This is a genomic window from Rhizobium sp. AN73, from assembly GCF_030757975.1.
GTDB classification, from domain to species: Bacteria; Pseudomonadota; Alphaproteobacteria; order Rhizobiales; family Rhizobiaceae; genus Agrobacterium; species Agrobacterium arsenijevicii.
The window spans coordinates 851,482-865,040 of sequence record NZ_JARWME010000002.1; the positions used below are offsets into that span (position 1 = coordinate 851,482).

Here is a 13,559-nt window from a genome sequence, read left to right on the forward strand (position 1 = left end):
GCGCGCATTGAAATATGACAATTGAACTCCGTTTTTATTGCGGCGTAAGGTTGCCGCGTCCGATCTCCAGGTCATGCCATGCTGCGCCGTTTCTTCGCCTATTACCGCCCCTATCGCGGTCTGTTCATTCTCGATTTTTCCTGCGCGGTTCTGTCGGGCGTGCTCGAACTCGGCTTCCCGATGGCGGTGAAGGCCTTTGTCGACGTGCTGTTGCCGGGCGGTGAGTGGGGCATCATCCTTGCCGCGTCCGTCGGCCTACTCGTTATCTATGTGCTGAATACCGGGTTGATGGCGACCGTCACCTACTGGGGACATATGCTCGGCATCAATATCGAGACCGACATGCGGCGTCTGGCCTTTGACCATCTGCAGAAGCTTTCCTTCCGTTATTTCGACAACCAGAAGACCGGCCATCTGGTCGGGCGGCTGACGAAGGATCTGGAAGAGATCGGCGAGGTGGCCCATCACGGCCCCGAGGACCTGTTCATCGCCATCATGACCTTCATCGGCGCATTCCTTTTGATGCTTTCGGTCAATGTGCCGCTGGCGCTCGTCACCGCCGCCGTTGTGCCTGTCACCGCCTGGGTGACGAGCCGTTACGGCGGTCGCATGACGCAGAACTTTCGCGCACTCTACGGTCGTGTCGGTGATTTCAACGCCCGTATCGAGGAAAATGTCGGCGGCATGCGGGTAGTGCAGGCTTTCGCCAACGAGGACCATGAGCGCGCGCTGTTCGAGAAGGACAACCAGAAATACCGCCGCACGAAGCTGGATGCCTACAAGATCATGGCGGCCAGCACTTCGCTCAGCTACATGAGCATGCGGCTGACACAGATGATCGTGATGATCTGCGGCGCCTGGTTTGTGCTGCATGGCGGCCTGACGGAGGGCGGTTTTGTCGGCTTCCTGCTTCTGGTCGGCGTGTTTTTCCGCCCGGTGGAAAAGATCAATTCGGTCATCGAGACCTATCCGAAGGGCATTGCCGGTTTCCGCCGCTTCACTGAGCTTTTGGACACCGCGCCCGATATCATCGACGCGCCGGATGCGGTGGAAGCGCCATTGCTTCGCGGCGATATCGAATATCGCCATGTTGGTTTCGGTTATGCCGAGGGCAAACGGGTTCTCGAGAATATCGACCTGAAGATCAGCGCTGGCGAGACGGTGGCCTTTGTCGGACCTTCGGGGGCGGGCAAGACGACGCTCTGCTCGCTGCTGCCGCGTTTTTACGACGTTACCAGTGGCTGCATCACCATTGACGGCATCGATATCCGCAAGATGAAGCTCGCTTCGCTGCGTAACCAGATCGGCATCGTGCAGCAGGATGTGTTCCTGTTCGGCGGCACGATCCGTGAGAATATCGAATATGGCCGGCTTGGCGCGTCAGATACGGAGATCATGGATGCGGCGCGGCGTGCGCGGCTGGATGGCGTCATCGAGGCGATGCCTCTGGGGCTAGACACCGTGATCGGCGAGCGCGGCGTGAAGCTTTCCGGCGGCCAAAAGCAGCGGCTTGCCATTGCCCGCATGTTCCTCAAGAACCCGCCGATCCTCATTCTCGATGAGGCGACCTCGGCGCTGGACACGGAAACCGAAAGGGCCATTCAGCAATCGCTGACCGAGCTTGCCAGGGGCCGCACCACGCTCGTCATCGCCCACCGGCTGGCGACGATCCGTGATGCCTCGCGTATCGTGGTGGTGGACCAGACCGGCATTGCCGAAACCGGCGCCCATGCTGAGCTTCTGGCCGCCAAGGGCCATTACAGCCGCCTGCACGAGGCGCAGTTCAGTGGGCATCTTCCGGGCCTGAGTTAAACGACAGCGCGTTTTGCGCCGTCGCTTTAAAGCCAGTTCTCCGCTGCTTTTTCCTCTATGATGCCGCTGTTCGGCTCGGGTTTGCCGGGATGGCTGGTGACGAGATAACCCATGGCGACCGCAGCGGCGACGATGAATAGCAGAACGATGCCGCTGATCGTCATCAACCAGTCGCGTGGCCTTCGCTGCGCCATGATATATTTCGGCCATCGGCTCGGCTGGTTCGCCAGGCTGAATTTATTGCCGTGTCGCATGAGCTTCCCCGGAATATCGTTGCTTCGTGAAAGATAAACGCAGGCATGCGCAGGGCTGTTCCGCAATGATGGGGCAGGGGCGATGACAAGGCCGTGAGGGGGCGGTTGATTGGCTGCGGGATCCCGTTGCCTACAGGTCCGGGTGCGGCAGTCTCTGCCTTGTCCGCTGTCCGCCTCCTTCAGCTTCCGTCATTCCGGCCTTGAGCCGGAATGACGAGGGAGGGTCTCACGCCACCAAATCATGACGTGTTGTGCCGGGGTTGCATTCAAACCGAACGCTCTCCTGCGGCATCTGGTGCCGCCATCCAGCCATGAGACTCCGCTTGCCAGTCCGCATCCTTTATGCGAATGATTTGCAATTGCATCAACTCGACCTCCCATGCTGAAAGTTTAGAGAATGGACAAGCCTGTCTTTGGATGGCGGCGGAATGGCGACGATCTCTCGCTGTCCGACGTTCACAGCTCGATCAAGATAAGCCCGAATGCCGGCACGTTTCGCCGGGCGATGGCGTTTTTCGGACCCGGATATCTCGTCGCGGTCGGTTATATGGATCCGGGCAACTGGGCGACGTCGCTCGCCGGCGGCTCCAAGTTTGGGTACACGCTGCTGACGGTCGCGCTGATATCGAACATCATGGCTGTTGTTCTACAGGCGCTCTGTGCCCGTCTGGCGATTGCTTCCGGCCGCGATCTGGCGCAGGCCTGCCGTGATGCCTATCCGAAGCCCGTGGCGATGGCGCTGTGGCTGCTGGCCGAAATTGCAATCATCGCGACAGATATCGCCGAGGTTATCGGCACGGCGATCGGCCTCAACCTTATTTTCGGCATTCCGCTCGAACTCGGCGTCCTCATCACCGCGCTGGACGTGTTCCTGATCCTTTATCTGCAAAGGCTCGGCTTCCGCTGGGTGGAAGCGCTGGTTATCACGCTTCTTGGCGTGATCGCCGTTTGTTTTGCCATTCAGCTGGCGCTGGCAGACCCTGATTGGAACCAGGTGATCCGTGGTTTTGCACCGACGACGGAGATCGTCACCAATCCTGAAATGCTCTATCTGGCGCTCGGCATTCTGGGTGCGACGGTGATGCCGCATAATCTCTATCTGCATTCCGGCATCGTGCAGACGCGCGCCATCGGCGAGACGCTGGCCGAAAAACGCGAGGCGCTCAAATTTGCGACGCTCGATTCAACCATCGCCCTGACGTTTGCTCTGGTCATCAACGCCGCGATCCTCATCCTCGCAGCGGCGACCTTCAACCGGACGGGCCAGACGAATGTTGCCGAACTGGGCGAAGCGCATAGCCTGCTCGCGCCGCTGCTCGGTCTCGCCATTGCGCCGACGCTGTTCGGGGTAGCGCTTTTGTGCTGCGGCATCAACTCCACCGTCACGGCAACGCTTGCGGGGCAGATCGTGATGGAGGGTTTCCTGAAGATGCGGCTTGCTCCCTGGCTGCGCCGCCTCATCACCCGCGGCATCGCCATCATCCCGGCGGCGGGCGTCACCATCGCCTTCGGCGACAGCGGTACGGCTCAACTGCTGATCCTGACGCAGGTGGTCTTAAGCCTGCAACTGTCCTTCGCCGTCTTCCCGCTTGTCATGTTCACCGCCGACCGCGCCAAGATGGGCGAACTGTGCGCCCCGCGATGGCTCTCGGCCTTCGCATGGTTTATCGCCATCGTCATCGCCGCGCTGAACGTGAAATTGCTGTTTGACTTTGTGGGGTGAGGAAAAGAAGAGCGGTCGCGCTTCTTTAAAGCACGGTCGCTGTACATGATCATAAGCGTCCGGCGCCTCTGATGCGTTGTATTCGGAACAAAAATAGAACAATTATTCACACTATGCAGCCAGCCAGAGATTTATTCCGAATTCAATTCGCAGAAATTCTAAAATTATATTTGTTTTCCTTGGTGGTGAAATCGGAGAACATTCAAAGAGTTGACCGGTAACACAATTTGTGGTTTTAAATATTTAGTATCGAATAAATATAATCATAAAATATTCTATTTCCGAGCTCTTATCATTGTACGCTAACTAGTTGTAATGGTTTATTTTTTATGATTTAGCATACGGTATGTTCATAAGTACAAGATGCGTTTTCGAGTTTTTCGACTCTGGAGTGTAAATTATGGCGAAGTGCCGCAACCGTGCCTGCAGCCGCCGCCGATGCTCCGGTGGCGGCCCGCAACAGACGAGAACCGCCGGTAAGCCTATCCATTGCCCGCATCGACAGCGCGTAACCCATGCGAGGGTTGAGCGCGTCGGCCATGTCCTTGAACGTGCCAGCTTGTGCTGCGGCGTAGAAATCGGTTCTTGCCTGGCGTAACCAAGCATCGAACGCAGCCTTCTTCTTCGGATCGCGGTTCCATTTGTCGGCAAAGTTCTCCAAGGCGTCGGTGGGGTTGGCTACGATCCACATGCCGCGTTGCTGAACGATGAACTTGTCCATGTCGTTCAGAGCGGCGAAGAGTGCTCCGGTAATGGTGTCCTGGTTGTTGTAGGCGTGCGCCGCAAGCGTGGTGATGATCACGGAGATCGGACGCATATCTAGTTCGCGCGCGAACATATTGTCGCGATGTCTCTTAAGGATCATGATTGCCGACTGCAGGGGAGTTTTCACCTTGAACGCGGGAAGGCGCTCTACGCTCGCTGTTACGAGCCCCTGCTTCCTGAGGGAGTCGAGAGCTACACGCTGACGGCGCTCGAATACTTCAGCCTGCCTCGACGCGAACCAGTTGGCATAGCCTTTCGGGTTCGATCGCGGCCAGCCATCGGTCAGAATCCTGTAGTTCGGCTCCCGTCTGTCCGTGATCGAGATCGCCGTAGATGCCCACCGGCTATCGAGATACATCGAATTCAGAAGGCTTATTTGCTCGTTCGGATTCGGAACCGCGGGAACGATGTCCATGTGGAACTGGGCACCTTCGGCATAATCAAGGATCCAGCAGCGATTACCCTCGCGAACTGGTTTCAGCATGCCCATGGCATCGTGGTACGCCTTTATCTCGGCTCCGAGCATGACCTTGAGTTCGTGCTGCGTCTTATCGCGTTTTGTCAGCAAGCGCAGTTCAACAACGGAGTCTACATCGTACTCTTCCGCTTCAGTGTGGGGGCGGATCGCGGTCCCGAGACGGAAAGAGCCTTGGCAATAGACCTGGGGGTCATACTGTCGAACCGTACTCGACGCCCGATGCAGCCAATCGCCAAGCGAGGTGTAACTCCGCTCAGCCTGCTCGTAGCGGTGATCCGGAACCTCGAGTTCCTGCCGGAGTGCTTCGAGGAATGCTTCAATGGAATTCACATGCATGTTCATGACTGGGAGACCTCATGGTTACGCGTGAATTTGGTAGCCTGGTTCCAACTCTAGCGTTTGTTTCACTGTTTGTTCTGTAGTGTATTTTCCAGACAACTAAGTGTCTGGAAAACCTATTGTTTTGAATGTTGTGGAGTGAAATCTGAAATTCTGCTGTCGTTTTATGACTCAGCAGTTGGTACTTTTCTGACTCCAGACCCCCACTTTATGACTTTTCAGTGGGGGTCATCCACTCCTCTTCGGATGGCGCTCTCAAGAGCAACCACTCGTCGCACCGCAAGTATCGCACTTCTCGCAGGTGCCGTTGCGCACCATCGTGAAGTTCTGGCATTCCGAGCACATGTTGCCGGTATAGCCCTGTGCGATCGAGCGCATGCGGCGTTCGTTTTCCTTCTTCTTGGCTTCCGCCTTGGCCGATGCCGCGTCGGCGGCGGCCTTGTCGGAGAAGAGGGCGGTGGCCGTCTGCTTGGCTTCCTGAACCACGTCGTCGATTACCTCTTCGGCAATCTCTTCCGCCAGTTCCTTGGCGCGCTCTTCATAATCGCGCTTGAAGGAGACGATTTCCGAGGTGGAAATCGCGACTGTCGGTTCCAGCTTGCGGGCGGCGGAGCCTGCAAACGAGGTGACGTTGGCCGAGGCGCGGGCGGGGGCTGCGGTTGCCGAACCCTTCGGCTCGGAACCGGCGCGTTCGCCTTCGTTGCTGGAAACCAGCGTCGGCTTGTAACCGCGTGTCCAGCCGGTGGAGAGCAGATTGGTCTTGCCTTCCTGGATACCCTTGCCGAGTGCCGTATTGGAGAAATCCGACGTATCGACATGGGCGAGGTCGTGACGGCCGAGATAGGAGACGGCGAGTTCACGGAACACGTAGTCGAGGATCGACGTGGCGTTCTTGATCGCGTCGTTGCCCTGCACCATGCCGGCCGGTTCGAACTTGGTGAAGGTGAAGGCCTCCACATATTCTTCCAGCGGCACGCCATATTGCAGGCCGAGCGAAATGGCGATGGCGAAGTTGTTCATCATCGCACGGAAGGCGGCACCTTCCTTGTGCATGTCGATGAAGATTTCGCCGATGCGGCCATCGCCGAATTCACCGGTGCGCAGATAGACCTTGTGGCCGCCGACCGTTGCCTTCTGGGTGTAACCCTGACGGCGGTTCGGCAGCTTTTCACGCTCGCGCGAGACCCGCTCGATGACGCGTTCGACGATCTTTTCGGTGATCGTCACGGCCTGTTGGGCGAGCGGCTGCTGGATCAGTTCTTCGACCAGATCTTCTTCATCCTCGTCTTCCACCAGCGAAGCGTTGAGCGGCTGGGAAAGCTTGGAACCATCGCGGTAAAGGGCGTTGGCCTTTAGCGCCAGCTTCCAGGACAGCATGTAGGCTGCGCCGCAATCTTCAACCGTCGCATCGTTCGGCATGTTGATCGTCTTGGAGATCGCGCCCGAGATGAACGGCTGTGCCGCCGCCATCATGCGGATGTGGGATTCGACCGAGAGATAACGCTTGCCGATCTTGCCGCAGGGATTGGCGCAATCGAATACCGGCAGGTGTTCGTTCTTGAGGAACGGAGCGCCTTCCAGCGTCATCGCACCGCAGACATGCACGTTTGCCGCTTCGATGTCCTTCTTCGCAAAACCGAGATGGTCGAGAAGGTTGAAGCTGATGTCGGAAAGCTGCTCGTCGGAAACCTTCAGGGTGCCCTTGAGGAAATCAGCGCCGAGCGTCCACTGGTTGAAGACGAACTTGATGTCGAAGGCGCTTTTCAGCGCGGCGTTGACAGCCTCGATCTTCTCATCGGTGAAGCCCTTGGCCTTCAGCGAGGAGGGGTTGATGGCAGGCGCCTGATTGAGATTGCCGTGGCCGACCGCATAGGCTTCGATCTCGGCGATCTGGCTTTCGGAGTAACCGAGTGAACGCAGCGCATCCGGGACGGCGCGGTTGATGATCTTGAAGTAACCGCCGCCGGCGAGCTTCTTGAACTTCACCAGTGCGAAGTCGGGTTCAATGCCGGTCGTGTCGCAATCCATCACGAGGCCGATCGTGCCTGTCGGCGCGATAACGGTGGTCTGGGCGTTGCGGTAGCCGTGCTTTTCGCCAAGCTCCAGCGCCTTGTCCCAGGCGGCGGTGGCGTGGGCGATAAGGTCCTGATCCGTGCAATCGGAATGGATGAGGGCAACCGGGTTCACCGACAGGCCTTCATAACCATAGGAAAGGCCATGGGCGGCACGGCGATGGTTGCGGATGACGCGCAGCATGTTGTCGCGGTTCGGCGCAAAGCCCGGGAAGGGGCCAAGCTCGCCAGCCATTTCAGCCGAGGTGGCGTAGGAAACGCCGGTCATGATGGCGGTCAGCGCACCGGCAATGGCGCGGCCTTCGTCGCTGTCATAGGGAATGCCCGACGACATCAAGAGGCCGCCGATATTGGCGTAGCCGAGGCCGAGCGTGCGGTATTCGTAGGAGCGTTCGGCAATCTGGCGCGAGGGGAACTGCGCCATCATGACGGACACTTCGAGAACGACGGTCCATAGGCGCACGGCATGTTCGTAATCGGCGATGTCGATGCGCTTCGTTGCCTGATCCTTGAACTGCAGCAGGTTCAGCGAGGCAAGGTTGCAGGCCGTGTCGTCGAGGAACATGTATTCCGAGCACGGGTTCGAAGCGCGGATCGGGCCTTCGGCCGGCGAGGTGTGCCAGTCGTTCATGGTGGTGTTGAAGTGCAGGCCCGGATCGGCCGATGCCCAGGCGGCGTGGGAAATCTTTTCCCAGAGGTCGCGGGCCTTCAGCGTCTTCATGACCTTGCCGTCCTTGCGGGCGGTCAGGTTCCAGTCGCCGTCGTTCTCGACGGCGCGCAGGAAATCATCCTTCAGCGAGACGGAGTTGTTGGAGTTCTGGCCCGATACCGTAAGATAGGCTTCGGAATCCCAATCCGTGTCGTAGGTCTTGAACTGGATGTCCTTGTAACCCTGCTCGGCGAACTGGATGACGCGCTTGACGTAGTTTTCCGGCACCATGTCCTTCTTGGCAGCGCGGATTTCGCGCTTCAAGGCAGGGTTCTTGGCCGGGTCGAAGCAATCGCCGTTATCGGCCTCGCAATTGACGCAGGCCTTCATGATCGCCTTGAGGTGCTTGGCAACGATCTTGGAGCCGGTGACGAGCGCGGCAACCTTCTGCTCCTCGTTCACCTTCCAGTCGATATAGGCTTCGATATCTGGGTGGTCGGCGTCAACGACGACCATCTTCGCTGCCCGACGAGTCGTGCCGCCGGACTTGATGGCGCCGGCTGCGCGGTCACCGATCTTGAGGAAGCTCATCAGGCCGGAGGACTTGCCGCCGCCGGAAAGCTTTTCGCCTTCGCCGCGCAGGTAGGAGAAGTTGGAGCCGGTGCCGGAGCCGTATTTGAACAGGCGTGCTTCACGCACCCACAGGTCCATGATGCCGCCTTCATTGACCAGATCGTCTTCGACGGACTGGATGAAGCAGGCATGCGGCTGCGGATGTTCGTAAGCGGATTTGGACTTGGTCAGCTTGCCGGTGAAGGGGTCGACATAGAAGTGGCCCTGACCGGGGCCGTCAATGCCGTATGCCCAGTGCAGGCCGGTGTTGAACCATTGCGGGCTGTTGGGGGCAACGCGCTGGGTGGCGAGCATGTAGGCAAGCTCGTCGCGGAAGGCGAGGGCATCTTCCTCGGTGGAGAAATATTTGCCCTTCCAGCCCCAGTAGGCCCAGGTGCCGGCCAGACGGTCGAAAACCTGACGCGCATCAGTTTCAGAGCCGTAACGCTCGGCTTCCGGCAGCTCTTTCAGGGCCTTCTCATCGGCAACCGAACGCCACAGGAAGGAAGGAACGTCGTTTTCCTCAACCTTCTTAAGCACCTTCGGCACGCCGGCCTTGCGGAAATATTTCTGCGCCAGAACGTCGGTCGCAACCTGGCTGAACTGCGCGGGAACGTCGATATCCGCCAGACGGAACACGATGGAACCATCCGGGTTCTTGATTTCACTGACGGCCTTGCGGAAGTCGATTTCCGCATAAGGCGATTGGCCGGGCTTCGTGAAGCGGCGTTCAATGCGCATGGTTTCCTGTCCTCGTCCATTGGGCGCCCGGTGAAGGGCGCAAAAATCCGGTCCAGCCGTGCGAACTTTGCGCGCAGCCGGTTGTTGCCGTTCTGTAAGGGATGTTCATCCTTGGATGTGATCCCTGTATCTCGTGGCTTATTCGGCTGCAAGCATAGTGTGGAATACTAAATATAGTATCAACAGCTTCCTGCCGCCAGTCCCCGCGTCATGTTTTTGGCGGTATCCGCAAGGCACGCAAAATCCAACGGCGAACCGCCCCCTGATGGTCGGGACGCCCCTTCTGGACTTGCGAACTGAGATTGAAAGGAACCGGCCTCGTTACTTTCCGGTCCGTTGCCGCCGCAACATAACTGTCACTTTCCTCCCGCGGCATAGATTCGTCAAGACATAGATTGAAACCGTTTTTTAACCACAAGATATTGTGTGCAGTGCCTGTGGAAAACGGGGATAGCAAAAGCGTTCAAAAAAATCAGTGACTTGGCGCGGAACTTTGAAGCTTGTGCGAGGCTGGTTTCCGCAACGGAAAGCAAAAACCCAGCATTTCCGGGGTGAGGCATAAAGGCGACACTGCGGTTTTTCCGTGTTTTTTTGCCGTTGTCAAAAAAGCGATTCCACACAAAAAAGCCGCCCCTAAGGGACGGCTTTTCAGGCTTGTTTTTTGGCGGCGGCGAGCAATCAGCCGCGCGATCCCTTGGCGATCGGCTCCTGATAGGTGAAGCCCATGTCCCACGGAAAATAGATCCAGGTGTCCTGGCTGACCTCGGTGACGAAGGTGTCGATGGTCGGAACGCCCTTCGGCTTGGCGTAAACGCAGGCGAAATGCGCCTTCGGCAACATTTCGCGCACTTCCAGCGCCGTCTTGCCGGTGTCGGTCAGATCGTCGACGACGAGCACGCCTTCGCCGCTATCAGCCATCAGCTCCGGCGCCACGCCCTTCAGGAGAACGGTGTCGCCCTGGTTGACGTAATCGTGGCGGGTGGCGATGCAGACCGTATCGATCATGCGGATGTTCAGTTCGCGGGAAATGATCGCCGCCGGAACGAGGCCGCCGCGGGTGATACAGACGATCGCCCGGAACTCTTTGTCGAGACCGGCAAGACGCCATGCAAGCGCGCGGGCATCGCGGTGAAACTGATCCCAGGATACGGGAAAGGCTTTATCGGGAAGGGACATGTCGTCTACCATCTGGTCAAAATTGTCGATGGCTTTGGCTAATAGCCGCAAGACCTGCAAAAAGGCAAGCTTTCCGCGCAGGATCTTGCGGTTTCATCCACCTTTGCAGGTCTTTAGCGCGACAGCAGCGTCATTGCCGTCATGGAATCGAGCAGGGTACGCGTCACGCCGCCGAACAACAGTTCCCACCAGCGGGAATGGCCATAGGCACCCATGACAAGAAGGTCGATGCTGTGGTCGGACAGCCGGTTTTCGATTGCCGCCTGCGGCGAAACGCCGGCGATCTTTTCCTGCGATGTGACCGTTACGTTGACGCCATGGCGGGCAAGCGTTGCGGCGAGTTCTGCGCCGGCAAGGCCGGAGGATTGCGTTTCGCTCTCTGCCTGATCGAAGGAGAAGATTTCGACGCTGTCGGCCGCAATCAGGAAAGGCAGGGCGTCAAAGGTGGCGCGCGTCGCCTCGCGAGAGCCGTTCCAGGCGATCAGCACACGTTTGATCGGTTTGGCAACCGTCAGCACGTGCGGGACGAGGAGAACGGGGCGGCCGCTTTCATAGAGAAAACCGTCGATATCCGAGCGGCTGTCGGAAAGTGCGGAGGAATTGCTCTGGCGGGCGACGATGAGATCGGTGCAGCGCGCGCTGTCGATCGCCGATGACGAGGCGTAACCCACCGAGGTTACGAAGCTGCGCCACTCATGCGAGATGCCGTTGGCAGACAGCGTGTGTTCGAAAAGGTTTCCAACATCAGTGGTTTCCTTGTGCGCCACGTCCTGAAGCACCTGGACGGTGGCGGGGTCGGGAATTTCCATCGGGGCGACCAGCGGAACGGCGGCCAGCGTTTCCATATGCAGGCCAATGACATGCGAGGAAAACTGGTCGGCAAGGCTTACCACGAAATCGCCGAGCTTTTGCGTGTTCGCCACATTGTCGATCACTGCCAGTATCGTTTTGTAACCCATTTTTCGCTCCTCAGTGACACGTCGTTTCTGTGGGGAGGGTGGCTCCCTTTGCCGGGGGCCACCTTGATCTTGGTCAACCCGTTTCCACCTCAGGCGGTTGCATCGCCTTTGCTGGCCGCCAGTCTTTTTTCCTGGCCGATGGTTTCGATCATCGTCGCCACCGCATCCGCGGCCGCTTTCAGGACGGTGGCGTCACGGGCACGCACGACGATCTCAGTTGAAAAACGCTGCCCGTCATATTTTGGGTAGGAACCGATGCTGGTTTCGGGATGCGCCCTCTGGATGGCGGTCAGCGGCGTGCCGATGTCGCCTTCGCCATAGGGCGAGCGCACCGCCTGCGACATGACCTTCGCGCCGGTGCGCAGCGTCGGCATGACATTGTCGAGCATCGCCTGAAACACCTGCGGAACGCCGGCCATGACATAGACATTGCCGATGACGAAGCCGGGGGCAACGGAAACGGGATTGACGATGTGCGTGGCGCCTCTTGGCATGCGGGCCATGCGCTTGCGGGCTTCGGTGAATTCCATCTCACGCACACGATACATGTCGCCCAGAATGCGCAACGCCTCGGCATCGTGCTCGCAGGGCAGGCCGAATGCCGCCGAGACCGCATCCGCGGTAATATCGTCATGGGTGGGGCCGATGCCGCCGGAAGTGAACACATAATCATAACGGGCGCGCAGCGCGTTCAGCGCCTCGACGATCGCATCCTCCTCATCGGCAACGATGCGCACTTCCTTCAGGTCTATTCCGGACATGGTGAGCACATCGGCGAGATGCCCGATATTCTTGTCCTTGGTGCGCCCCGACAGCAATTCGTCGCCGATGGCGAGCATGGCGGCGGTAACGATGGAGGCGGTGGGGGAGGGATTGGACATGGAGGTACTCGTCAGCTGTTTTGACCGACGTTAGTCCCCCGCCCGGTGAATGCAAAGCGGTTTTGGAAAAATGTCTTTTTGTAAATGGTTGACGTTCCAGCTTTTCGTTCACTGATTGCGAACAGTGCGTATGCGGATAGGCCGCTGGCGTGGGGCCGGCCTCTCGGTTACCTTCCCATCACACACATTTGACGGGTCAACGCCGATGATCATCGAGTTTTTGAAGAAGCTTCTAGCCGGCACGCCGGAAACAGTTCCAACAAAGGAAACAAAGAGAATGACGAAAGTTTTGGTACTCTATTATTCTTCTTACGGTCACATCGAGACGATGGCTTACGCCGTCGCGGAAGGCGTGAAGTCGACGGGCGCGGAAGTCGTCGTCAAGCGCGTTCCGGAACTGGTGCCGGAAGAAGTCGCCAAGTCCTCGCATTTCAAGATGGATCAGGCAGCGCCGATCGCAACCGTTGACGAACTGGCTGACTACGACGCCATCATCGTCGGCGCCGGCACGCGTTTCGGCACGGTCGCCTCGCAGATGCGCAATTTCTGGGACCAGACCGGCGGTCTGTGGTTCGGCGGCAAGCTGGTCGGCAAGGTCGGCTCGGCTTTCACCTCGTCGGCCACGCAGCATGGCGGTCAGGAATCGACCATCCTCGGTTTCATTCCCACCTTCCTGCACCACGGCATGGCCGTTGTCGGTCTGCCCTATGCCTTCCAGGGCCAGATGGGTGTTGATGAAATCAAGGGCGGCTCGCCCTATGGCGCCTCCACCATCACCGATGGTGACGGATCGCGCCAGCCTTCCGCTATCGAACTGGAAGCTGCACGCTATCAGGGCGCGCATGTCGCCAAGCTGGCCGCCAAGCTTTCCGCTTGAGCCAAGGTTGATTGAAAAAGAAATGCGGCCCAAAAGGCCGCATTTTCTTTACGCCGGCATTTTGAGGTGCCGGACCGGTGTGGAGAGGATTTTTAAGGCTGGTCAGATCGGCGGGTTGACCATGAAAAAGCAGCTTGCGATCACGAAGCCGAGCATCGAAATTTCGAGAAAACCGTTCAATCCGTCACGCATTCCAATCCTCCTCATGTTGGGCGAAAAGA

General features: G+C 58.4%; 9 protein-coding genes. 3 read left to right on the forward strand and 6 right to left on the reverse strand.

Annotated features, from left to right (window positions below; translation table 11 throughout):
* The first annotated feature begins 78 nt into the window (after nt 1-78).
* Complete coding sequence (locus RBH10_RS14195; RefSeq protein WP_281036779.1) at nt 79-1,812, forward strand: ABC transporter ATP-binding protein; 1,734 nt, start codon at nt 79-81, stop codon at nt 1,810-1,812.
* 26 nt (nt 1,813-1,838) lie between these two features.
* Here the strand turns inward: RBH10_RS14195 and RBH10_RS14200 are convergent, their stop codons facing one another.
* Nucleotides 1,839-2,066 (reverse strand): hypothetical protein, encoded by a 228-nt coding sequence (locus tag RBH10_RS14200; RefSeq protein ID WP_281036778.1) that lies wholly within the window; start codon nt 2,064-2,066, stop codon nt 1,839-1,841.
* A 397-nt stretch (nt 2,067-2,463) separates the two neighbouring features.
* Here RBH10_RS14200 and RBH10_RS14205 point away from each other — a divergent pair, with 397 nt between their 5' ends.
* Nucleotides 2,464-3,789, forward strand: a complete 1,326-nt coding sequence (locus RBH10_RS14205) for an Nramp family divalent metal transporter (protein WP_281036777.1) — start codon at nt 2,464-2,466, stop codon at nt 3,787-3,789.
* 334 nt (nt 3,790-4,123) lie between these two features.
* Here RBH10_RS14205 and RBH10_RS14210 read toward each other — a convergent pair whose 3' ends face one another.
* The 5 genes from RBH10_RS14210 to RBH10_RS14230 form a co-directional block, all read right to left on the reverse strand.
* Entirely contained in the window at nt 4,124-5,374 is a 1,251-nt protein-coding gene (locus RBH10_RS14210; RefSeq protein ID WP_281036776.1) for a nucleotidyltransferase, read from the reverse strand.
* A gap of 252 nt (nt 5,375-5,626) precedes the next feature.
* A complete protein-coding gene (locus RBH10_RS14215; RefSeq protein ID WP_281036775.1) occupies nt 5,627-9,445 on the reverse strand; it encodes a vitamin B12-dependent ribonucleotide reductase in 3,819 nt (1,272 codons plus the stop codon).
* Between the two features lie 678 nt (nt 9,446-10,123).
* Nucleotides 10,124-10,621 (reverse strand): xanthine phosphoribosyltransferase, encoded by a 498-nt coding sequence (gene gpt / locus RBH10_RS14220; RefSeq protein WP_045017440.1) that lies wholly within the window; start codon nt 10,619-10,621, stop codon nt 10,124-10,126.
* A gap of 113 nt (nt 10,622-10,734) precedes the next feature.
* Entirely contained in the window at nt 10,735-11,580 is an 846-nt protein-coding gene (locus RBH10_RS14225; protein ID WP_045017350.1) for a universal stress protein, read from the reverse strand.
* A gap of 89 nt (nt 11,581-11,669) precedes the next feature.
* Nucleotides 11,670-12,461, reverse strand: coding sequence for a competence/damage-inducible protein A (locus tag RBH10_RS14230; RefSeq protein WP_281036774.1), 792 nt, complete (start codon nt 12,459-12,461; stop codon nt 11,670-11,672).
* Between the two features lie 277 nt (nt 12,462-12,738).
* Between RBH10_RS14230 and wrbA the strand changes: the two genes are divergently transcribed.
* The gene (wrbA, locus tag RBH10_RS14235) at nt 12,739-13,338 is read left to right on the forward strand and encodes an NAD(P)H:quinone oxidoreductase type IV (RefSeq protein WP_045017442.1); all 600 of its coding nucleotides are present in this window, start codon (nt 12,739-12,741) and stop codon (nt 13,336-13,338) included.
* The last annotated feature ends 221 nt before the right edge of the window (nt 13,339-13,559 follow it).

Excerpts from the sequence above, each read along its gene's own strand:
- RBH10_RS14205 (WP_281036777.1), top strand. The coding sequence starts at position 2,464 with ATGGACAAGCCTGTCTTTGGATGGCGGCGGAATGGCGACGATCTCTCG.
- gpt (WP_045017440.1), bottom strand. The coding sequence starts at position 10,621 with ATGTCCCTTCCCGATAAAGCCTTTCCCGTATCCTGGGATCAGTTTCAC.
- RBH10_RS14225 (WP_045017350.1), bottom strand. The coding sequence starts at position 11,580 with ATGGGTTACAAAACGATACTGGCAGTGATCGACAATGTGGCGAACACG.
- RBH10_RS14200 (WP_281036778.1), bottom strand. The coding sequence starts at position 2,066 with ATGCGACACGGCAATAAATTCAGCCTGGCGAACCAGCCGAGCCGATGG.
- wrbA (WP_045017442.1), top strand. The coding sequence starts at position 12,739 with ATGACGAAAGTTTTGGTACTCTATTATTCTTCTTACGGTCACATCGAG.
- RBH10_RS14195 (WP_281036779.1), top strand. The coding sequence starts at position 79 with ATGCTGCGCCGTTTCTTCGCCTATTACCGCCCCTATCGCGGTCTGTTC.
- RBH10_RS14230 (WP_281036774.1), bottom strand. The coding sequence starts at position 12,461 with ATGTCCAATCCCTCCCCCACCGCCTCCATCGTTACCGCCGCCATGCTC.
- RBH10_RS14215 (WP_281036775.1), bottom strand. The coding sequence starts at position 9,445 with ATGCGCATTGAACGCCGCTTCACGAAGCCCGGCCAATCGCCTTATGCG.
- RBH10_RS14210 (WP_281036776.1), bottom strand. The coding sequence starts at position 5,374 with ATGAACATGCATGTGAATTCCATTGAAGCATTCCTCGAAGCACTCCGG.